Below are 20,963 nucleotides of genomic sequence, written 5' to 3' on the forward strand. Positions count from 1 at the left end.
GTTAAAAAGTCTGCCCACTATCCTAGCTAATTATGAGCGAGCATGACCCGATGGCCCCGATGATGTCGCAATCCGGCGTTGCCGATGCCGTCGCAGCCGCCACCGCCGCCATCAATCGCGCTCACCGCCGCCCAGCCGGGTTGCGCAAGCCAGAGATAATCTCCGCAGAGTCTTTGGTACGGGGCGCCCGCGCCACCTCAGCTGCAGGAATGCGCCCTGTGGAGGAGTTGGATGCGCTGGCCGGGCCGGAGCTATCTGCCTACTCGCACCTGGCCCCTGAGTTGCTGGCTACCACCGTGCGCACGTTTGCCCGCGCCCCGCTGCAGGTCTTGGCCAAGGTGGCAGTGTCTGCTGGTGGGGCTGCAGAGTCTGCCGATGCCGACTTAGCCCAGCGTTTGGCAGTATTCATCACCCAAGGCACGGGCCCCAGTTTTGATCGTTTGGCCCCGGCGGTGGTGCACCTGGAAATTGCCGCCAGTGAGCTTTTTGGTCCACATAGTGAGGTGGTGGCTCGGGTGGCAGGCCGGGCGATGGCGGTGCATACGGGGCTGGACCCGCGGGGCTTTGCGGTGCCTGAGGTGTACTTGCGGCGGCATCGGCAAGCTTATGGGCAGGCCTTAGCAGACTACCGGCAGGGGCGCGCGGCGGCAGCGGTGGTGTTCATTCTGCGGGCCTGGGAGGCAGGTGGGCAGGAGGCCGACGCCATCGCGCAGGCGGTTTAGGCTGGCGGTCTAAGCAGGCGAGCTATCCGCCCATGGGTGTGGCTTGCCCGCGAGCCACAGACCGGCGGCAATGACGGCGGCTACTCCAGCAACCACGGAGGCGCCAATGCCCACCTCGCGGGCGCCGGGCATGGTAAATAGCGGCACCGGGTCGCGGAAAGCGCGCAGGTCCCAGCCGTGCTCCAGGGCGTGTTTCTTTAGCGCTCGGTCCGGGTTGACGGCCACCGGGTTGCCCACCATCTCCAACATGGGGATGTCCGTGGCAGAGTCCGAATAGGCGAAGCTGTGCTGGAGGTTTATCCCTTCGCGTTGGGCAATCTCGCGCAGCGCTTGAGCCTTAGCGGGCCCCTTGCAATAGAAGAGGATTTCTCCGGTAAAACGGCCGTCGCGCTGTTCGAGTTCGGTGGCGGCGACTACGTCTACACCTAGTTCATCGGCAATCGGTTGCACCAAGGTGGTGGCCGAGGCGGAGATGATTACCACGGTGTGGCCTGCGGCTTTGTGGAAGTTAATCAGCTCACGGGCTTCCGCGTAGATGGCCGGGGTGACTACGGTGTGCATGGTGTCGCGGACAATCTTTTCGACTTCTTCCACGCTCCAGCCGCTGACCATGGCGGTGAGCTGGTCCCGGGAGGCGTCCATCTGTTCGCTGGACTGGCCCAACATCATGTAGCTGGCTTTGGCCAGGGAGATCTGGAGGGCATCACCGGGCTTAATGAGCCCGTTGTGCATGAATTCTTTGCCAAAGGCGTACGCAGACGAGGTGGCGATGATGGTCTTATCGAGGTCGAAAAATGCCGCTACCGCGCTGGAGTGCAGCGCGGGTACCTGTGCGGCGCTGGGCCGGTGCGGGGTCTGCGAAGTCATTGTCCTCGAGTCTAGTCCGTACACCCCGCAAACTCCGCAACAGTTGTGACGGATGTGACTTAAGGGGTGAGCTCTTCTGGACTATCGCTGGGGGTGGTGCGAAGGTTACGGGTAGATTATGTCGCCACTTTCCCAACTTCTATTCAGTATTTAATAGGGCTGTTGCACAGGAGTTATCCACAGGCAAGGCCCCAATTGTGCACTCGAGTGGGCAAACAAGGCCAGTTATCCACAGATCAGGAAAATTCCCCTTGTGCACTAGCGGTCGCACGGGCGACAGTTGGGGCATGACTACTCAGACACTGCCTTCCGGAACTCACGTTGAGGCTGACAAGGCCTTCATCCTGCTGGCGCTTAGCGATCCCGTGGTAACCCCAGAAGCCGCCCACGCCGCGGCAGCCACTGGCGCGGAGGTTTATACATGTGCAGACCCGCGCGATATTGCCCGGTTGATTCCCCGGGCGCGGGTGGTGATTGCAGATGCGGCCACCGCCGCCCTGGTAGCCGACCAAATTCGCGCCCGGGAGCGTAGCGCCTCTGGTCCGGGTGGCGGCACGCCATGTGAGGTCTTCTTCGTAGCCCCAGAGCCCGGCCCCTTGGATTATGAGGCCGCACTGCGTTGCCATGCGCGCGCTGCCTTTTTGCTGCCTGCGGAAGCAGGCGAGCTGCTCGCCGCGCTGGCAGAAGCCGTCCATAACCTGACTCCATCTGGTTCACCGGCAGGCAGCGGTACCCACCGGCGTCTGGCCGTGCTGGGTGCGTGCGGGGGAGCGGGCAGCAGCACCCTGGCCGCGAGCCTGGCGCGCACGTGGGCGCAGTACCGGGCACACGGTGGGGTCAGCGCGGGCGGGCGGGGCGCGGGAACACCGGGCGCTGGAGGGTTCGGCGAGTGCGCCGCGGTGCTCATTGACTGCCACCCTCATGCCGGTGGCTTGGACCTCATGCTGGGCATTGAGGAGCACAGCGGGGTGCGCTGGCCGGAGCTCAACATTCGCGGCGGGAGCCTGGATGCTGCCGATATTGTGCAGGCGCTGCCAGCTACCAGCGATGGCATCCGTGTTCTTAGCGGCGCACGCAGCACCGTCGAAGACCCCTTCGTGTTGCGCCCGCAACTGCTGGAGACCATCAGCAGCGCCCTGCGCGACACCCCGGTGGTCTTGGATGGGTTACCGGTAGGCGGTGCGGAGACACACGAGGCCACACCCACGCAGCCCGGGCAGGTGCGCTTGGAGCAGGCGGACCACGTGGTGTTGCTGGTGCCCGCAGAAGTCCGCGCGGTGGCTGCGGCCAGTACCCAGTTAGCGCGGATTCGCGCCCATGGCGTGGCCCACAGCGTCGTGGTGCGCCACCGCGGCTGGTCCTCCCTGGATGTCGCGGATGTGGAGCACGTGCTGCACGCCGATGTCACCGCAGAAATCCCGCACCTGCGCTCCTTGCCCAAGCACATTGAACTCGGTGGGTTGCCGCTGCAGCTGCCCCGGGCAGTGCGCAACCCCTGTGAGCTCATCTTCGACGCGGCGGGGTGGCAGCTATGAGTGCGCTAGCCGCCAATCGCGTAACCCACCAGACAATGCACCACGCCTTGGCAGAAAAGATGGCGCATATCGTGGCCGCTGAACCCGCTCTGGCAGCAGACCCGGCCGCGTTGGCGCGGCGTATTCGCGTGGAGGCCGGGGTCATCAGCGACGTCGACGTCCTGGCCATTATGCGCCAGCTGCGCAATGACACCACCGGCCTAGGCGTACTGGAGGCAGTGCTGGCGCAGCCCGGGGTTACCGACGTGGTAGTCAATGGACCGGATCAGGTGTTCTTCGACCGCGGCCAGGGCCTGGAGCGCGCAAGCGTGCGCTTTGCCGATGCCGCCGAAGTCCGCCGCCTGGCCACCCGCCTGGCAGTAGCCGCCGGGGCGCGTTTGGATGATGCCCAGCCCTTCGCCGATGGCCGCCTCACCCGCCCCGATGGCGCCGCCATACGCATTCACGCCCTACTGAGCCCACCGGCGGTAGGCGCACCTTGTCTGAGCCTGCGCGTGTTGCGCCAATCCCAAACCAGCCTGGAAGCCCTGGTAACAAACGGTACTGTGCCAGAAGACATCGCAGCACTGCTGCGGGGACTGGTGGCACACCAGGTCTCTTTCCTTATCATCGGCGGAACCGGATCGGGCAAGACCACCTTGCTATCCGCGCTATTGGGGCAGGTGGCGGCGAGCCAGCGCATTATCGTCATCGAGGACACCACCGAACTGGCCCCTGACCACCCCCACGTGGTCAGCCTGGTGGCGCGCCGGGCCAATGCCGAAGGCAGCGGAGAGATCTCCTTGTCGCTCCTACTGCGTCAAGCGCTGCGCATGCGCCCCGACCGCATTGTGGTGGGCGAAATTCGCGGCGCCGAGGTGGTGGATCTCTTAGCAGCACTTAACACCGGCCATGAAGGTGGTGCCGGCACCCTGCACGCGAACTCCCTACAGGAGGTGCCCGCCCGCGTGGAGGCGTTGGCTGCGGTAGGCGGGATGGACCGGGCATCAGCACATTCCCAGCTGGCCGCCGCGGTGCGGGTGGTCTTAGCCATGCGACGGCGCAGCGACGGCACCCGCGAGCTTGCTCAAATTGGTCTACTAGAGCCGACTCCCGGCCAGCAGCAAGTCTGCGCCCAGGTGGTGTGGGACTCCACCCATGGCCGCCGGGAAGGATTCGCCCAATTGCTCGCCCTGGTCGGCTGCGAGGAGGAGCGATGATTCCCCTGAGCGCCTCCACGGCGTTGTCCGCCCAGTGGGCCGGTGCTGGTTTGGGATTAGCGGCCCTCGCGTGTGCGCTGCCCGTGCCCCCGCTGCTGCCACCGTCCCTGGCGGCGAACCGCGCCGGGGCACACTCCCGCTCCCGGCGTCCCAGCGAGCGGGCCCGCGGCGGTGCACTGTGGCTGCTGGCAGTGGCTGTACTAGGGGGCATTGGCATGGGCTGGGCGCACCCCAGCGGGGTGATAGCAGCGGCGCTCATTGTAGCTACGGCGGGGTGGGTGCTGCGCGAGGGCTGGTGCAGGCGGCATCGGCAAGCTCAAGATGCCTGCTTGAGCCAATTCCTGGGCACCTTGACCGCAGAGCTGCGCGCCGGGGCCACCTTTCCGGGAGCTATGCTGCACGCGGCCCAACAGCTAGAATCCGGGCCAGCACCATTGCGGGCCCACCTGTTGGCGGCTGCGCACGTGGCGCGCACCGGCGGGGAAGTCAGCGCTGTCTTGCGTGCGGGCGCACTCTCTGCTGCCGAGCCTACCCCGGGCCAGGAAACACCCCTGCAGCACTTTGCCAGCATCGTGGACGTGGGGCAGCGCTATGGAATCCCCCTGGCGCAGGTCTGTGAGCACGCCCAACAGCGCCTGGATGCGCAGCGCCGCCATGACCAAGCCACTCGCTCGCGGCTGCAAGGACCGCAGTCCACAGCGGTAGTACTGACGTGTTTGCCCGCAGTGGGCATAGGCATGGGTGCCCTGCTGGGCGCGCACCCGCTGGGATTCTTACTCGGCGGTGGGCTGGGCGGGATAGCGCTCGTGGTGGGCACCGCCTTAGTCTGCGCGGGTTTTGTGTGGACGCGGCTGCTGTTGCGCAAGGCGGTGGCGCTATGAGTACTCTCACCTGTGGATTTGATACCGCACAAGCCGGGCTCTGGGCGCTGGCGTTGATGCTGGCGGCGGCTGCAGTACTGGCCGGCACCATTGATGATGACCGCCCCGGGCACCACCCCCGGGGACCAAAGACCCCACGAGCTAGCCCAGCCACGCAGTCCCCCGGCGTGGTACGCCCGCGCGGGCTGCGGGGGCGCCTGGCCATCCTGGCGCGCCGAGTGGCAACCCCCACGCCGAATTACCTGGTAGCAGCGCATGATGTGGAACTCTTCTCCGCTTGCCTTCAAGCGGGTTTGGGCCCTGCGCGTGCGGCTGCTGCGGTCGCGGAAACCTCTACGCACTCAGCGTGGGCAGATACCGCGGCCTTGCTTGCCCTGGGAGTGGAAGCCCACCAAGCTTGGCAGCCACTGCGCGCGGTGCCCGGCCTGGGAGACGTTGCTGCCCTGGTGGTGATGTCTGAAAGCTCCGGCGCGGCCATCGTCACCGGGTGCGGGCGCTTGAGTACACACCTGCGGCAGCAGGCTGAGGACCTAGCCACCGCTCGGGCTGAGCGCGCAGGCGTACTCATCGCCTTGCCCCTGGCGCTGTGCTTCCTCCCGGCATTCATTGTGTTGGGCCTAGTACCCATCATTGCCGGGCTGGTGGGCCAGATGTTTTAAGCGCACCACACCCGGGGGCTTGCCCCTCCACTTCCAGCTAACCCATACCTATCAAAGAATATAAGGAGATAACCATGAATAACACTGCTGTGCACTGCGACGTTTCGCACTGCGAGGAACCGACCGTACAAGCCGCGCTGACTCAGCAGCCTGCGCCCGCCAAGCAAGCGAAGGCGAACCACCTGCAGCGGCTAGGTACCCGCTTGGGGAGTGCCTTGAGCGACGAGCGCGGAATGACCACCGTGGAATACGCCCTGTGTGCGGTGGCCGCAGCTGCACTGGCGGGCATCCTCATCGCCGTAGTTAATGGTGGTGCGGTCTCGGAGGCCTTCCAGTCCATCATTACCGATGCCCTCAATAACCGGCCGGGCTAGCGCCATGGCGTGGCACGGGCGTTGGCGCTGGCTGGGTACAGACCGCGGCTCTGTCAGCGTGGAGGCCGCGCTGGGGTTGAGCACCCTGGTGCTGGTGGTCATGGCCATGGTCGCCGCGATTGCCACCATGAGCTCCCACCTGGCGGCGGTGGATATTGCCGGGGCGGCAGCACGTGCTTATGCCATTGGGCAAGACTTCACGCCCCCGCGCGGGGACGTGGAGGTCCACCAGGAAGGCGAATTAGTGCGGGTAACCGCCCGGGTGCCGGCACCCTTCGGGGTGATGCAGGCCCAGGCCGTCTTCCCACTGGAGGTGGTGGGGCAGTGAGTCCCTTCCGTGAGGTACGTGCCCGCCTCTGCCGCGCGTGTATGTCCCAGCGCGGCAGCACTAGCGTGGTCACCGCCGGGTTGTGTGTGGCGTTGGTGGGGTTGATGCTCACTATCGCCGGGCTGGGCAGCGTGGTGGCTGCACGCCACCAGGCTCAGGTTGCCGCTGATATGGCAGCCATTGCCGGGGCCTATGCCGCCTACCAGGGCAATGATGCCTGCGCCCAAGCCCGCGAGATCGCAGCGCACAACCACGCCACCTTGAGCCAGTGTCAGCTTGCCGATGCCGCCGCTGTCGCCGTTAGTGCCGATGTCGTTGTCACCGTCACTGTGCGCCGGAGTTCTGCCACAGCGAAGGCCGGGCCGACTGCAGGGGATTAAGGGGCGGCATCGGTGTGTGCCGTCATGCTGACCAAAGCCCCCAGCAAGGCGATGGCCCCCGCCTTATCCAGGGGGTTGTTGCCATTGCCGCATTTAGGCGATTGCACGCAGGAAGGGCAACCGGCTTCGCATGGGCAGGAGCGCACGGCGTCATAGGTGGCCTCGATCCATTCGGGGAAGCGGCGGAAGCCTTCATCGGCAAAGCCCGCCCCGCCGGGGTGGCCATCGTAGACAAACACGGTGGGCAGCTGCGTGTCCACATGGAGGGCGGTAGACACCCCGCCGATGTCCCAACGGTCACACGTAGCCAATAGCGGCAGCAGGCCAATGGCGGCGTGCTCGGCAGCATGCAGAGTGCCCGGCGTGGCCCCGGCGGTGACGCCGATTTCGGCCAGCACCAGGGGATCGATGGTGTAGGCCACCGCGCGAGTGCGCAAGTTTTGCGCCGGCATGGCAAGCGGGACTTCATCGCCCACGGTGCCATCGGGCAGCCGGACCTGATAGCCGGTAACCCGTTGCGTGACGTCAACCTCCACGTTGGCTACCCACAACCCCGGAGAGTAGTTCACCAGGCCTTCGGCCTCGCCAACAATGCGGATGTCCGTATCAGAGCGCGCAGTGGTGGTGTAGTCCGGAGTTTCTGGGTGAACTAACGCCACGTAGTCGGTGAAGTCCAAAGCGTCCACCACATAAGACTCGCCCTGGTGCAAGTACACCGCGCCGGGATGGACTTGGCTGGCTGCACGGGCGGAATCCACGGTGCCTAGCAGTCTGCCGGTGGTGGCGTCCACAATCATTACCTCGGTCCCACTTCCGCCGCGCAGCGTCACATGGGAGTGCGCGGTCTCCGGGCGCAACCCTGCGGGGTCGTCGCCCGCAGGCAGTGGCACGGCAAACCAACCCCGCTCCCGGCGGCGCAATAGGCCCTCGGCTTCTAGTTGGTCCACCACTCCCTGGGCGCCCCATGCGGTTATATCGTCTGGTAAGAGGGGCTTTTCTACCGCGGCGCAGTAGACGTGACCGTATAAGATGTACGGGTTAGCCGGGTTGAACACGCTGGCCTCAACGGGCCGGCCCAGTAGTGCCTGCGGGTGGTGGACCAAATAGGTATCCATGGGTTCATCGCGGGCAACCAAGACCACCAGGGAGTCCTGGCCGCGCCGTCCCGCGCGGCCAGCCTGCTGCCAAAAACTCGCCACAGTTCCCGGAAAGCCCGCGGTTACCACGGCATCGAGACCACCAACGTCTATGCCCAGCTCCAATGCATTAGTGGTGGCCACCCCCAGCAGCTCACCGTTGTCCAAGGCGCGCTCCAAGGCCCGGCGGTCTTCTGCCAAGTAACCGGCCCGGTAGCTGGCCACTCGGCGGGCAAAGTCCGGTCTGCCCAAAGAACCCGCTAGTTCCTCTTGGGTGCGCAGCGCGACCGTTTCTGCGGAGCGACGCGAACGCACGAAAGTCAGCGTGCGCGCACCCTGGGCCACTAGGGTGGCCATGATGCCAGCGGCCTCCGTGGTGGCGGGCCTGCGCACGGGGGCACCATGTTCGCCTTCTGCGCCTTCGATAAAGCCTGGTTCCCACAACACCACCGTGCGTGCTCCCGTGGGGGCGCCGTCTTCGGTTACCGCGCAAGCAGGCCGGCCGGTGAGCCTTTGCGCGTGCGTGGCCGGGTCATTCATCGTCGCCGAAGCCAAAATGATGACCGGATGGGAGCCATAGTGCGCGCACGACCGCAGCAGCCTGCGCAGCACCAGCGAAACGTGGGCCCCAAACACCCCGCGATAAGAATGGCACTCATCGATCACAATGAACGCCAGCCTGCGCAGTACCCGCGCCCACCGCTGGTGCACCGCTAGCAGGGACATGTGGATCATGTCCGGGTTGCTAAAGATGAACCGGGAGGAATCCCGGATCCCGGCGCGGGCCTCCGCCGGGGTATCGCCATCATAGGGCGCCGGAAAGACATCCCGGAGCTCTTCGATATCAGCGCACAGCGACTGCACGGCGGCCAATTGGTCAGATCCCAACGCTTTAGTGGGGGTGATATACAGCGCGCAGTCGGTCCGGTTTTGAGCCAGGCGCGAGAGGATGGGCAGTTGGTATCCCAAAGACTTTCCAGACGATGTTCCGGTGGAGACCACCACGTCGGATCCTTGCCATGCCGCCTGCGCCACCGCAGCTTGATGGGTATACAAATTTTGCACGCCGCGATCCTGCAAAATGTCCTTGAGCTGCGGCAGCGTCCACTCCGGCCATTCGGCATACGTGGACGGCTTCGGTGCCATTGTCTCCTGGTGCGTACACGTGGACTCCCGGAAGCGACGGCTAATATCCTCAAGCAGTTCTTGTGCCAACCCGGGCCGCGCGCTGGTCTGAGAGGCCGCAGAATCAGTGCTTTCTGACTGTGGCTGTGCCATGTGGAATTACCCCCTTGGGAAGAAATATCTCCCGCAGCCTATCGCTTTGGCCCAAAACGTGCCACACTGGTACCCAAGGCAGACGCCCGTTAGCGCAGTGTTGTAATAATTGCTCGCAGACCAGGCTTTACCAAGCGAGCACCCTTTGAGATATCGGGTAGTTCGGCGGATGCCCGCAGTATTCACTACCCCGTAAGGACAACTCTTTATGACAACCCAAGCACTAACCGGCACCGTCAAGTGGTTCAACGCTGAAAAGGGCTTTGGCTTCATCGCCCCCGATGACGGCTCCACCGACGTCTTCGTCCACTACTCCGAAATCCAGGGCAACGGCTTCCGCAGCCTGGAAGAAAACCAACACGTCAGCTTCGAGGTCGGCGACTCCTCCAAGGGCCCGCAGGCACAGAACGTCAACGCGATCTAGCTCCTGCTGTGCAGCCACGCACCGGTAGTCCGTACCCCGCCAGGGGTGTCGGGCTACCGGTGTTTTGCGTCTAAGCACCGCTGGCAAGGTGTAGAGTGACCGGATACCTACCGCACTGGGGCGCCGTGTAAGCATCTGGACAATAAGGGAGAGCCCATGAAGTCGATTCGGTATCTGTATCTCGGGTCCAATGTCTTGGACGCCTTTTCTGGCCGGACGGCGGGCCTGATTACCCAGTTTATCGTGGTCAATCAGCTGGGCTTCGAGGGGCGGCAGCTTGCTGTACTCAATTCTTTGTCCATCGTCCTCTATTTGCTCGCAGCGGTGCCCATAGGAAGGCTGGTGGATTCCCTCCCTCCGCTCCGAGTGCTCATAGGTTCGCTAGCGGTAAAAGCGCTGTTGTTGAGCGCTTTGGCGGCGCTCTATGTGGCTGGTGGGTTGTCTTTCTGGACCATCTTGATCTTGCAGGTAATGCAGTCTTTTGTCGGCATGTTCATCGACAACTCACAAGTCATCACTGCCGTGAAGATTCAAGAGGCTACCCCAGGGCCGAAGCTGGTGGCCCGGCTCGAGGCTGCGGATAGCGCAGTGGGAATTGCGGCGCCCGGCGTGGTATCCCTCCTTGCTGCCGGAGAGTTCTACCGGGAAGGTTACTTGGGCGCTGCTGCCCTAGGGATATGCGCTGCCATGCTGATAGCTGGCCCGGTCAGGCTCAGGTTAGCTGGCACGCCGGGGTTCGTGGCATCGGCAGAGACTGCCCAGTCAGAGGCCGCACAGCCAGACTCCGCACAGCCAGAGCCTGCACAGTCAGAGGGCGAAGTTAGAGCAGGTTCCTTCCTGGACGGCTTCAGACTGATCATCGCAGACCGTCAGGTCCTCCTCCCCGTACTCCTCATCGCCGCAGGGAATTTGGGCCTGGCGTTTTCCGATACCCCTCAGACGCTCTTCCTCTTGCGCGAGACAGCATTGGACCCTTCGGCCTACGCCAGTTTGAAAATGTTCGGCGCTGGCGCGGGCTTGGTGGCATCGCTGATTACTCCGCGCATTATCGATCGTTTCAGTTTCTTCCGGCTGGTTGTCGTAGCCACCTTGGGGCAGCTTGTGGCAACGCTCTTTTTCTTGGCGGCGGTGCTCCTGCGCAGCCAGGTGTACTACTTGGCAGCGGCTTCATCTGTGGTGTGGACCATGGCAGTGGTGCTCATCAACGTTGCAGCGATGGACTACCTCGTCAGTGCTTTGCCCAAGGGCAAGATTGGCATAGGGCTGGCGTCCATGCGCATTGTGTGTATGGGCGCAGTCCCAGTGGGGGCCATGCTGGGTGGATACATTGTGGATTATGTCGGCTATACCTTCTCCGCCGGGCTGTGGACGGGCATGGCTCTTGCCACCTTCGTCCTGGGCATCAGCTTGGGCCGGCGGCAGACTTAGCCCCTGCGTTAAGGGGACTTTCCCCTTAAGGAGTTTCAGCCACCCCACGGCGGGCGTCCCACCAATTGGCCAGAGAGTTTTGGGCCTTCTGGATGCCAAAGCCCAGGGCAACGGCGGCAATGAGAGAGACCACCATGGCAATCGCGGGATTGCCGGCAAAAAGTACGCCGCCCACATAGCCCACGGCCAGGGCTTGGAAGACCCACAGCAGCACGCCGAAGGTATCAAAGAGGAAGAACAGTGGCCAGGGGTAGCGCATGGAGCCTAAAAGGATGGTCATAAACAGCCGGGCAGACGGGATGAACCGAGCGATGATAATGGCCGCACCTGCACCCCGGCGCATGTTGCGCTTGACCCATTGGAGGGCATCGTAAGCCTTAGAGCCCTTCTGTGCCCGGTTGATCAGTGGCATCAGCCGCCCGCCCAGGGCAAAGCAGAGGTTATCCCCGGTCACCGCGGCGGCCACAGCTACCCAGAACATGGTGGGCAGGTGGGGCTGACCTTGGGACCCAGCCCAGGTACCCACCAAGTTCAGGGGAACCTCCGAGGGGAGGACGGGGATAAAACAGTCCAGAAATATCAGCGTGCCCAGGAGAGGATAGATCCACTCCGTGAGCATGATGGCCTCAATCCAGCTCAGCAGGGTCTCCACCATGCGCGGCAAGCCTCCTTTTCTTCCGGGTCTCTTCGTGGCACGGCAGCAGCTTCCAGTGCTGCACCGCACCGCTGCCCATGTCTGCCGCCTACGTCTGCCGCCCGTCGGCAGCCAGGCACTGCGGGCGTGGCAGGGCGCGGGTTAGGGTGCAGACTGTCGCCACGTTCTAGGCGTGCACTTTACACCGCCGCAGGCGTAGGAGTGACTTCCAGACTCCACCCTGCCGGTCTCGAACGAGACTCCAGTCTTCTCGGATGTCAGGCTCTGGGATTGATGGCGCAGCCCACGCTCCGGGTATCAAAGTGGGGACCCGCTCGGGGGTGTCTTTTTGGTTTCTCTTGCGAACTATCTCCTTGCGGCGTAGTGTGCCTGGGAACACACACTGTTTCCTATCTTTGGAGTTGTTCATGAGACGACCAGTGAGGGGTGTAGATGCTTAACTTCAAATTACTAGATTTCTTCCTGAACTTGCTGGTTCCCCTCATACTTGCAGCGCCACTAGTTATCCCGGCGATAGTCGCTTCTGTTCGTAAGCGTGGAGTGGTCGCGGCCAAGTATATGGCTAAGATTTCCGCAGTTTCCTTTGTGTGCGGCTTGCTCCCTCCGGCCTTATGGTTGAGCTGGAACCCTACTACGCCTCTATCGGTGGTTTTGACTCAGCCTGCACCTGGTGACTATCCGACCTGGCAGTTGGTCTGCTGTGCCTTAACGCTAGTCTTGTTCTGCGTACTAATGGCTGTTTGTCAGGTTCGCACCTTTACTGGTTTGGTGGTCTCTGCTCCCTTGGTAGGCATTGGAGCCGCGGCGGCTTTGACACTGGGGTCCGGATTTCCGGAAACGACTTCTCAGGATGGCGTGGGCCAGCTTATCTGTTTTGTGGGGGTAGGAGTCAGTGCGTTCTTTATTATTCTGGCTGTATTGATTGCGCGGTCCTATGTTGAGAAATGGTCGGGGCCGCCGGCTTGGGGTGATGTGTAAGGGGGTTGGACTCTAGCGGCTCTGGTCGGCCATAGCGGTTCAGCGCCCCTATTAAATACTGTATGGTTTCCCAGGAGTGGGCTTGCTGTGTACGCTGTGTACGCTAGGGAGACATATTTTTATATTCGCATCTGCGAAAGGGATGAAATTCACGTGGCAACTGGAGCTGGGCCAGGCAAGACCCTGGTGATTGTGGAGTCGGCAACCAAGGCCAAGAAGATCCAGCCCTACCTTGGTAGTGACTACATTGTTGAAGCCTCGGTGGGCCACATCCGGGATCTTCCCCGCGGTGCTGCCGACGTGCCGGCGGCCTATAAGAAGGAGCCGTGGGCGCGTTTGGGCGTGAACCCGGAGGACAACTTCAGCCCGCTGTACGTGATTAGCCCGGATAAGAAGAAGAAGGTCGCGGACCTCAAGGCCAAGCTCAAGCAGTGTGATCAGCTCTACCTGGCCACAGACCCGGACCGCGAGGGGGAGGCCATTGCCTGGCATTTGCTGGAGGTGCTCAAGCCCAAGGTGCCGGTGCGCCGCATGGTGTTCAATGAGATTACTAAGTCCGCCATTGTGGAGGCCGCGAATAACACCCGTGAGCTCGACGTTAATCTGATTGATGCCCAGGAGACCCGCCGTATCCTGGACCGCCTCTATGGCTATGAGGTCTCCCCGGTGCTGTGGAAGAAGGTTATGCCGCGCCTGTCTGCTGGCCGGGTGCAGTCCGTGGCTACCCGCGTGATTGTGGAGCGCGAGCGGGAGCGCATGGCTTTTGTCTCTGCTTCCTATTGGGACTTAAGTGCCCTGTTGGATGCCGGTTCTGCTGCTGAGTCTGCCGATGCCGCCTCCAGGACCTTTGCTGCCCGCTTAAGCGCCGTTGGGGGCCAGCGGGTGGCTGCCGGGCGTGATTTTGATGATCGTGGCCAGTTGACCAGCAGTGATGTGGTGGTGATTGATGCCGCCCGGGCGCAGGCGCTGGCCGATGGCCTGCAGGGTTCGAAGCTTAATGTGGCCGGGGTGGAGCACAAGCCCTATACCCGCAAGCCCTATGCGCCATTTATGACTTCTACGCTGCAGCAAGAGGCCGGGCGCCGGCTGCACTTTACCTCTGAGCGCACCATGCGCATTGCGCAGCGTTTGTACGAAAACGGTCATATTACCTATATGCGTACGGACTCCACCTCGCTGTCCAAGCAGGGGCTCGATGCCGCGCGGGCCGCAGCTACCAGCATTTATGGCGCTGAGTATGTGGCCAGCTCCCCGCGGGTCTATGACCGCAAGGTGAAGAACTCGCAGGAGGCTCACGAGGCCATCCGTCCGGCAGGGGAGAGCTTTGCTACCCCTGGCCAGCTGGCTAAGCAGCTGGATGCGGAGGAGTTTAAACTCTATGACTTGATTTGGAAGCGTACTGTGGCCTCCCAGATGGCAGACGCCAAGGGTACTTCCATGAAGGTCACTGTGGCCGGCCTGGCCGTGACTGCTGAGGGCGGCGTGGATGTGGAGTTTTCCGCCACGGGGCGCACGCTGACGTTCCCGGGATTCCTTAAGGCTTATGAGGACGCCGTGGAGTCCGAGACGGACAGGGCCGGGAAAGCCGGGAAGACCGGGAAGGCGGGCAAGGATAAGCCCGCCAAGGACGAAGACTCCCGCCTGCCTCACCTGGAGGAAGGCGATGGCCTGGTGGCCAAGGAGGTCACGGTAGACGGCCACACCACCAACCCGCCGGCGCGCTACACGGAAGCCTCGCTGGTGAAAAAGATGGAAGACTTAGGTATTGGCCGTCCGTCGACGTATGCCTCCATTATCAAGACCATTCAAGACCGCGGCTATGTGCTCTCCCGCGGCAACGCCCTAGTACCCAGCTGGGTGGCCTTTGCTGTGGTGGGATTGTTGGAGAATAACTTCACGGAGCTGGTGGACTATGACTTCACCTCCTCGATGGAAGACGAGCTTGACGCCATCGCTGCTGGTACCGAGGACCGCACGGAGTGGCTCAACGGCTTCTACTTTGGCAACGCAGATGCCACGGAGCAAACCGCTGGGTCTATCGCCCGCCACGGCGGCCTGAAGTCGCTGATTGACGTCAACCTGGAGGCTATCGACGCCCGCCAAGTTAATTCCCTGAAGCTCTACACCGATAGTGAGGGGCGGGATGTCTTTGTGCGCGTCGGGCGCTTTGGCCCCTACATTGAGCGCGCCGTAGGCCGCGACGCCGAGGGCAATGTGGAGTATCAGCGTGCCAACCTCTCAGAGACCGTGACCCCGGATGAGCTCAATGAGGAATTGGCAGAAAAGCTCTTCGCCACCCCGCAAGGCGGCCGCGAGCTGGGCCTCAACCCGGCCAATGGCCGCATGATTGTGGCCAAGGAAGGTCGTTTTGGCCCCTACGTGACTGAGCTGGTACGCGATGATGAGCGCACCAAGGCCGAGGCCGAGGCCCTCGAGGTGGTGGCGCAAGAGCGCGCTGCCGAAGACGCGCAACGCGCCGCCGAGGGCAAGCGGGCAAAGAATTGGGAGACCAAGACGGCCGCCAATCAAAAAGAAAAGCGCATTGCTCAGTACGTGGAGGACTCCCTCAAGCCGGCGACGGCCTCGCTGTTTTCTACCATGGAACCGGCTACCGTCACGTTGGAGCAGGCCCTGCAGTTGCTCAGCCTGCCTCGCGAAGTCGGTGCCGACGATGACGGGGAAATGATTACCGCCCAAAATGGCCGCTACGGCCCGTATCTGCGCAAGGGCAATGATTCGCGTTCTTTGGCCTCGGAAGCAGAGATCTTCACCATCACGCTGGAGCAGGCTCGCGCTATCTATGCCGAACCGAAGCGCCGCGGCCGCGCCGCTGCCCAGCCCCCGCTGAAGACCCTGGGAAATAACGATGTTTCTGGCAAGCCCATGGTGGTCAAAGACGGGCGCTTTGGCCCCTATGTCACGGACGGCACCACCAATGCCTCGCTGCGCCGTGGCGATGACCCAGAGCAGCTTACCGATGCCCGCGCCAACGAGCTGCTTTCCGAGCGCCGCGCCAAGGAAGCTGCCGAGGGTGGCACCGCAAAGAAGACCACCAAAAAGTCGACCAAAAAGGCTACAAAGAAGGCCGCTAAGAAAGCTACAAAGAAGGCCGCTAAGAAAACTACAAAGAAGTCCACCAAGACCTCCGTCAAACAGACCACCAAGAACGTGGTCAAAGCGGGATCGCGCAGGTAGGCGGCTAATACCATGGTTGCTAGTGGTCGAATCACGCTCCCGCGCAGCCTGCGCCGGGCCGGTGCGGACTTTAGCCAGCGCAGCCGCGAAGGCGCCCACGCCGCCTGGCGGGGGCTACAGCGCGCCCCGCTCAGCCGCTGGGCGGCGCTGGCCTGCGGGGAATCTGCGGCCTGGGCTCACGTTTTAGGCGCACCGCGCCTAGCCCGCGGTTTGCACGCCGGGTCCTATGTATTGCTGGCGTGCTCCACCCCGCGCCCGGACTTAAAACTGTCGCTAGCGGCTGGCGCAGTAGGCACGCTGGCCAAGTCCGCACCGGCCCCCAGCGCGTGGGGAACCACCGCCCTCATCGTTCACCACGGGGTCTTGGCTGCCGCGCTGGCGCGCCTGGGCGCGGGCAATACTGCCTCCGGCTGGGGCCTGCGCGCAGGGGCCTGGGCCACAGGAGTGCTGGCGGCGGGGAGGGGGCATCGGCAAGCTACTGCCTTAGCTGGCGCGGCAGCAGCGGCAACCTCGGCCCTGGCGGGCGATGCCTGCCTGCGCCGTCCGCAAACCTGGGGTGCCTCCCACGGGGCCAACCTGCTGCTGGCCGCAGAAGCCGCCACCTTGGCACGCAGCCTGCGGCCCGGGCGGCTAGTGGGAACCGGACTGGCCGCCGGGGAGGCTGCCACCACCACCGTGGGGACCTACTTGCTTGTCGACGCCCTGGAACACGCCTGAGGAATTAGCCAGCTGCGGGCGCATTGTGGGTCCGTAGGACAGCCGGCGGTGCAAGTATTCAAAGGGGCCGGGCTTGCCCGCCCACTCCAGCAGGCAGGCGCCCACCAGCGTGAGCACCCAAATCCCCAGCGCCAGCCCCGCCTGGGCGGCAGCCGGCGGGTTCCAGCCCAACAAGAAGGGCTGCGCCACAATGCTAAAGAGCACCGATTGCATGAGGTAACCGCTCATGGAGCGCTTGCCCAGCGCCGCCGGGATCCGCAGCAACACCGGGACGCTCGCGCCGTTCCACACGCGCTGCTGCACGCCATTGAGCACCAAGGCCAAGAAGGCCAGGATTCCGGGGCCGGTAAGCGCGCCAAGGAAGGTATTGGCGGTGGACAGGGCCGACGCCCACGCGGTGGGCAGCACCCCGATGGTGCTCAGGCCCCACGGCAAACCCAAGCCGATGGCCACCGTGGCCCCGATGGCGGTCCAGATGCCCAGCTCACGGCGGTGGGAGGGGACATCGGCAAGAACGCCGCGGCGGGCCCAGACAAACCCAATGAGCATCAGCGGCAAGTACTGCAGCCAATACATGGGCAACGTCAGCAGATGCCCCATCAGGAGGACGGAGTTCAATAGCAGTAGCTCTGGATAGCTCTGGGGTAAAAAGCTGCCGGAGCCATCCCCGGAGCCTAAAGAGACAACACCCGGGGCGACGCCGCCGAGGGCAGCCACCCCCGTGGCGCCAAGGATCCCCAGCAGGCAGTTGAAAGCCAGCAAACCATACGACAGCCGCAGCAGGGTCTTATCCCGCCAGGTAAAGATGGCGGCTATGAGCATTCCTGAGGCGCCGTAGATCAGCATAATGTCGCCGAAGAAGAGGAAGATCAGGTGCAGCGCACCAAAAAGCGCCAGGAAGCCATAGCGGCGCAGCAGCACCCGCCGGGTAGTGGGCAAGGGGAAGCCCCGGCGCCACAGACTCATGACAATCAGACCAATGCCAAATCCCAGCAGCGTAGAAAACATCGGTAACCCGCGCACATGCGTGGTGATTGCGGTGAAGACAACGACCGCTTTATCCGCAGTGCTCTCCACGCCGCCAAAGTGCGACCCGGGCGAGCCGGGGTGCGTGGGAAACCACGCGGTGGGTGCGTTGGCCAGGGCTATGCCCAGCAGGGCCAAGCCGCGGGCGACATCGGGAACCAGCATGCGGGGTGGGGCGGTGGTGGTGGGGGAACTCATGCCCACTGACTCTAGCGGGGCGCCCGGGCCCTGGCTAGGGCAGCCGTGCCCAAGGTAGGGCCGCGGGGTGGGGCGCAGGCTTAGGAGCGGTCCGCCAAAGTGGCGCGCACCGGCCGGGCAAGGCGTGTCATACGGCGGCGTCCGCGCAGCTCAATGGACTTCATAAAAGTCCACCGGGCTTGCTCGGCCTCGTTGGCGGTCTTGAGGGTGGCAGCGTTAGTCAGCACCCGTCCGGGGGTGTCTTTGGCTAACTCGGTCAGACGGGCGGCCTCATTGACGGCGTCCCCAATCACGGTGTACTCGAAGCGGTCCGCGCCGCCAATGTGGCCGGCCACCACGTTGCCAGCCACCACGCCGATGCCCGCCTCCAGCTCCAGGTCGCGTAACTCCAGGCGCAATTCGCGCGCGGCTTGCAGGGCCAGTGAAGTGGAGTCATAGACATTGTGTGGCGCGCCAAAGACGGCCAGGGCGGCGTCGCCCTGGAACTTATTGATAATTCCCTTGTTGCGGTGCACTACCGTAACCACGCGCTCGAAGAACCTGTTCAGTTCCTCTACCACTTGCTCAGGTGGGTGATTAACGGCGTAGGTGGTCGAGCCAATCACATCGACAAAGATGACGCCCACCTTGCGCTCTTCCCCGCCCAATTCGGGGCGTTCCTCCAGGGCCTTTTGGGCTACCTCGGTGCCGACGTAGCGGGCGAAGGTCTCGCGAACTCGCTGGCTTTCGCGCAGGCCGTGCATCATCTCATTGAACCCAGCCTGCAGGACGCCTAGCTCTGAGCCGTCATAGATGTCTACCTCTACCGCGTTATCGCCCAGGCGCACGCGGCGGATGGCGTCTTGCAAGTCCAAGATGGGGTCCACCACGGAGCGCATGGCAAAGAAGGTGCCAAAGTAGCCCGTCACCAGCGCTGCCAAGGCAAGGGCCGCGATGGACACCGAGACGTCTGCATTAAACCACCCCGCGTGGCGGGCCCACATGAGCAGGATAATCCCGCCCAGCGGCACCGCGGACGTCATCAACCATGCCGAAATTAGCCGGTACTTCACCGGCGGCTCTAGCGTGGAGTCCTCAAAGCGGCGCGCCAGGGCCAGCGCTGCCACGGGACGCACCAGGTGCTCTGCTTGCAAATAGGTCAGCAGCACCACACTCATCGCCGCTAAGGAGGTAGAAATACCCACCAGCACTGCCAGGCGCGTGGAGGACTGCGTGGCGATGATCACGGAAATCACAATGCCAATGCCCCACACCAGCGCCGCCACCCCAGCTTGGTAGACGGGGATGCGCATGACTAACCCCCGCACCATATTGGGGTCATGCGCCTGCGGGTTGCGCTGCCAGTCGATGACCGGGCGGAACAGCAGCCCGGTCACCAACATGCCCACCAGCACCGCAAAGCCCAGGTAGGTCAGGGCAATGAGCCACAGGTTGGGCACCGCGGTAGTAAATTGGGCGATCTCTGGCATGGGCAGGGTGAGCACAAAGACCATGATGGCTACTGCGCCCACGATGTTGCTGCCCAGTACCGCGGCGGCATACTTGGGCCACTGGGTGTGCAGCAACCAACCGGCCGCGCGCAGGAGTCTGTTCATGACTTCATACTCTACTAGGCTGGTGCGGGTGAACCCCCAGAATGTTGCTGCCTTGCTTGCCGATACCCCCTCGGTCCGCGACACCATCCTCCGCGCCGCCGCTGCGGGCTGCAAGTTGCCTGGCTCCGACCCCCGTGCACTGGCGCACTCCTGGCTGTTTACCGGCCCGCCGGGGGCGGGGCGTTCTACTGCCGCTTTGGCGTTGGCGGCGGCGTTGATGTGCACTGACCAGCCCGGCCAAGGCTGTGGTGCCTGCGAGTCTTGCCGGGGAATCTTGCAGCAGCGCCAGCACACTGACTTGGTGTTTATCAGCCCGCAGGAGCTTTCCATTGGGGTCGCGGGCGTGCGGGAGATGATCCACCAGGCGGCCTCCTTGCCCACGGTGGCGCCGTATCGGGTGGTGATTTTTGATAATGCCGATCGCCTTACCGACGAGGCCGCCAATGCCCTGCTCAAGACCGTGGAGGAGCCGTCCTCTTCCACTGTGCTGGTCCTGTGCGCCCCCACCGATGCCCCGGAAGACTTCTCCCAAACGCTGCGCTCGCGCTGCCGCCACCTGTATATACCGGCGCCTTCCGTGGAGCGCATTGTCGAGATTTTGCAGGCTGAGGGGCATAGTCCTCAGGATGCCCGCCTGGCCGCCGTGACCTCCCTGCGCCACGTGGGTCGGGCGCGCCGTTTGGTCAGTGATCCCATGGCGCAGCGCCGCCGGGCTGCGGCCATCAACTTGGCGGAGTCTGTATTCCACGGCTCCGGCGGTTATGCCGCCGCCACTGGATTGTTGGCCGCCATTACGAAGGAAGCCAAAGAGGCTTACCAGGAGGCTGATGCCAAGGAGATTGCCGCAGTAGAGCTAGCCTATGGCGCCGGCGCTAAGGGCAAGGGCGCAGCCAAAGCCCAGCGCGAGGCCAAGTCCGCGGTCAAGCGGGTAGAAGAATTGCAGAAGAAGCGGGCCACCCGCCGCCTGCGGGACCTATTGGACTTGGCTTTGGTGGATTTGGCAGGGATTTACCGCGACGCCCTCATGGTCAAAGTAGGTGCCAACGTGGAGATGACTCACCCCGATTTCGCTGGCCTGGCCCAAGAATTGGCCGCCAAAGTCAGTGAGGAAGGCCTGGTGGCCGCCCAGGATGCCATCCGCACCTGCCGCAATCACATTGCTAATAACGTTGGTCCTGCCTTGGCCTTTGATGGCCTGGTGGGCCGGTTGCGCCAAGCCTGCGGCGCGCGCTAAGTGCCCCCTACCCCGCATACTCCGCCTAGAGGTTGCGCACCGAGGTCGTGCGCCGAGGTTGTGCGCCGAGGTTGTGCACCGAGGTTGCGGCGGGTCCGCGGCAGAATTTCTGCAAAAGCCTTGCTGTGCGCTAAGCTGATTAACCGCTGCACGC

19 protein-coding genes are annotated in these 20,963 nt (G+C 63.5%); 14 read left to right on the forward strand and 5 right to left on the reverse strand.

All coding sequences use genetic code 11. The features are described 5' to 3' along the window. The first annotated feature begins 32 nt into the window (after positions 1–32). A complete protein-coding gene (locus G7Y31_RS01040) occupies positions 33–722 on the forward strand; it encodes a Fic family protein (protein WP_165011123.1) in 690 nt (229 codons plus the stop codon). A gap of 9 nt (positions 723–731) precedes the next feature. On the opposite strand, the gene G7Y31_RS01045 is transcribed toward G7Y31_RS01040, so the two are convergent. Beyond that, entirely contained in the window at positions 732–1,589 is an 858-nt protein-coding gene (locus G7Y31_RS01045) for an HAD family hydrolase (protein ID WP_165011121.1), read from the reverse strand. 287 nt (positions 1,590–1,876) lie between these two features. On the opposite strand from G7Y31_RS01045, the gene ssd reads away from it, so the two are divergent. The 7 genes from ssd (at position 1,877) to G7Y31_RS01080 (ending at position 6,945) form a co-directional block, all read left to right on the forward strand. After that, a complete protein-coding gene (gene ssd / locus G7Y31_RS01050; protein ID WP_165011119.1) occupies positions 1,877–3,124 on the forward strand; it encodes a septum site-determining protein Ssd in 1,248 nt (415 codons plus the stop codon). Further along, positions 3,121–4,323, forward strand: coding sequence for a TadA family conjugal transfer-associated ATPase (locus G7Y31_RS01055; RefSeq protein ID WP_425321644.1), 1,203 nt, complete (start codon positions 3,121–3,123; stop codon positions 4,321–4,323). The genes ssd and G7Y31_RS01055 overlap by 4 nt, the downstream gene beginning before the upstream one ends. Further along, positions 4,320–5,204 carry a type II secretion system F family protein gene (locus tag G7Y31_RS01060; protein ID WP_165011117.1) on the forward strand — a complete coding sequence of 295 codons (885 nt, stop codon included), beginning with the start codon at positions 4,320–4,322 and terminating at the stop codon, positions 5,202–5,204. Before G7Y31_RS01055 ends, G7Y31_RS01060 begins: the two co-directional genes overlap by 4 nt. Further along, the gene (locus tag G7Y31_RS01065; RefSeq protein WP_165011115.1) at positions 5,201–5,863 is read left to right on the forward strand and encodes a type II secretion system F family protein; all 663 of its coding nucleotides are present in this window, start codon (positions 5,201–5,203) and stop codon (positions 5,861–5,863) included. Before G7Y31_RS01060 ends, G7Y31_RS01065 begins: the two co-directional genes overlap by 4 nt. 182 nt (positions 5,864–6,045) lie before the next feature. Next, complete coding sequence (locus tag G7Y31_RS11900) at positions 6,046–6,237, forward strand: DUF4244 domain-containing protein (protein WP_413227961.1); 192 nt, start codon at positions 6,046–6,048, stop codon at positions 6,235–6,237. Further along, positions 6,212–6,565 (forward strand): hypothetical protein, encoded by a 354-nt coding sequence (locus tag G7Y31_RS01075; protein WP_413227956.1) that lies wholly within the window; start codon positions 6,212–6,214, stop codon positions 6,563–6,565. Before G7Y31_RS11900 ends, G7Y31_RS01075 begins: the two co-directional genes overlap by 26 nt. Next, entirely contained in the window at positions 6,562–6,945 is a 384-nt protein-coding gene (locus tag G7Y31_RS01080; protein WP_244977415.1) for an Rv3654c family TadE-like protein, read from the forward strand. Before G7Y31_RS01075 ends, G7Y31_RS01080 begins: the two co-directional genes overlap by 4 nt. Here the strand turns inward: G7Y31_RS01080 and G7Y31_RS01085 are convergent. Then, a complete protein-coding gene (locus tag G7Y31_RS01085; protein ID WP_165011111.1) occupies positions 6,942–9,359 on the reverse strand; it encodes a DEAD/DEAH box helicase in 2,418 nt (805 codons plus the stop codon). The two genes, G7Y31_RS01080 and G7Y31_RS01085, sit on opposite strands and share 4 nt — an antisense overlap. A 208-nt stretch (positions 9,360–9,567) precedes the next feature. On the opposite strand from G7Y31_RS01085, the gene G7Y31_RS01090 reads away from it, so the two are divergent. After that, the gene (locus G7Y31_RS01090; protein WP_165011109.1) at positions 9,568–9,783 is read left to right on the forward strand and encodes a cold-shock protein; all 216 of its coding nucleotides are present in this window, start codon (positions 9,568–9,570) and stop codon (positions 9,781–9,783) included. A 156-nt stretch (positions 9,784–9,939) separates the two neighbouring features. Continuing rightward, complete coding sequence (locus tag G7Y31_RS01095; RefSeq protein WP_165011107.1) at positions 9,940–11,211, forward strand: MFS transporter; 1,272 nt, start codon at positions 9,940–9,942, stop codon at positions 11,209–11,211. 25 nt (positions 11,212–11,236) lie between these two features. Here G7Y31_RS01095 and G7Y31_RS01100 read toward each other — a convergent pair whose 3' ends face one another. Further along, the gene (locus tag G7Y31_RS01100) at positions 11,237–11,866 is read right to left on the reverse strand and encodes a DedA family protein (protein WP_165011105.1); all 630 of its coding nucleotides are present in this window, start codon (positions 11,864–11,866) and stop codon (positions 11,237–11,239) included. Positions 11,867–12,298: 432 nt separating this feature from the next. Between G7Y31_RS01100 and G7Y31_RS01105 the strand changes: the two genes are divergently transcribed. From G7Y31_RS01105 to G7Y31_RS01115, 3 genes are all read left to right on the forward strand, one after another. Continuing rightward, positions 12,299–12,844 (forward strand): hypothetical protein, encoded by a 546-nt coding sequence (locus G7Y31_RS01105; protein WP_165011103.1) that lies wholly within the window; start codon positions 12,299–12,301, stop codon positions 12,842–12,844. A gap of 153 nt (positions 12,845–12,997) precedes the next feature. Continuing rightward, positions 12,998–16,039, forward strand: coding sequence for a type I DNA topoisomerase (gene topA / locus G7Y31_RS01110; RefSeq protein WP_165011101.1), 3,042 nt, complete (start codon positions 12,998–13,000; stop codon positions 16,037–16,039). A 12-nt stretch (positions 16,040–16,051) separates the two neighbouring features. Further along, positions 16,052–16,756, forward strand: a complete 705-nt coding sequence (locus G7Y31_RS01115; protein WP_165011099.1) for a hypothetical protein — start codon at positions 16,052–16,054, stop codon at positions 16,754–16,756. Here G7Y31_RS01115 and G7Y31_RS01120 read toward each other — a convergent pair. Both G7Y31_RS01120 and G7Y31_RS01125 read right to left on the reverse strand, forming a co-directional pair. Beyond that, a complete protein-coding gene (locus tag G7Y31_RS01120) occupies positions 16,670–17,980 on the reverse strand; it encodes a DUF418 domain-containing protein (RefSeq protein ID WP_244977416.1) in 1,311 nt (436 codons plus the stop codon). The two genes, G7Y31_RS01115 and G7Y31_RS01120, sit on opposite strands and share 87 nt — an antisense overlap. An 80-nt stretch (positions 17,981–18,060) precedes the next feature. After that, a complete protein-coding gene (locus G7Y31_RS01125; RefSeq protein WP_165011097.1) occupies positions 18,061–19,575 on the reverse strand; it encodes an adenylate/guanylate cyclase domain-containing protein in 1,515 nt (504 codons plus the stop codon). Here G7Y31_RS01125 and G7Y31_RS01130 point away from each other — a divergent pair. Next, entirely contained in the window at positions 19,574–20,809 is a 1,236-nt protein-coding gene (locus G7Y31_RS01130) for a DNA polymerase III subunit delta' (RefSeq protein WP_165011095.1), read from the forward strand. The two genes, G7Y31_RS01125 and G7Y31_RS01130, sit on opposite strands and share 2 nt — an antisense overlap. The last annotated feature ends 154 nt before the right edge of the window (positions 20,810–20,963 follow it).

Origin of the sequence: Corynebacterium lizhenjunii, assembly GCF_011038655.2 — a bacterium.
In the GTDB taxonomy this organism is placed as follows: domain Bacteria; phylum Actinomycetota; class Actinomycetes; order Mycobacteriales; family Mycobacteriaceae; genus Corynebacterium; species Corynebacterium lizhenjunii.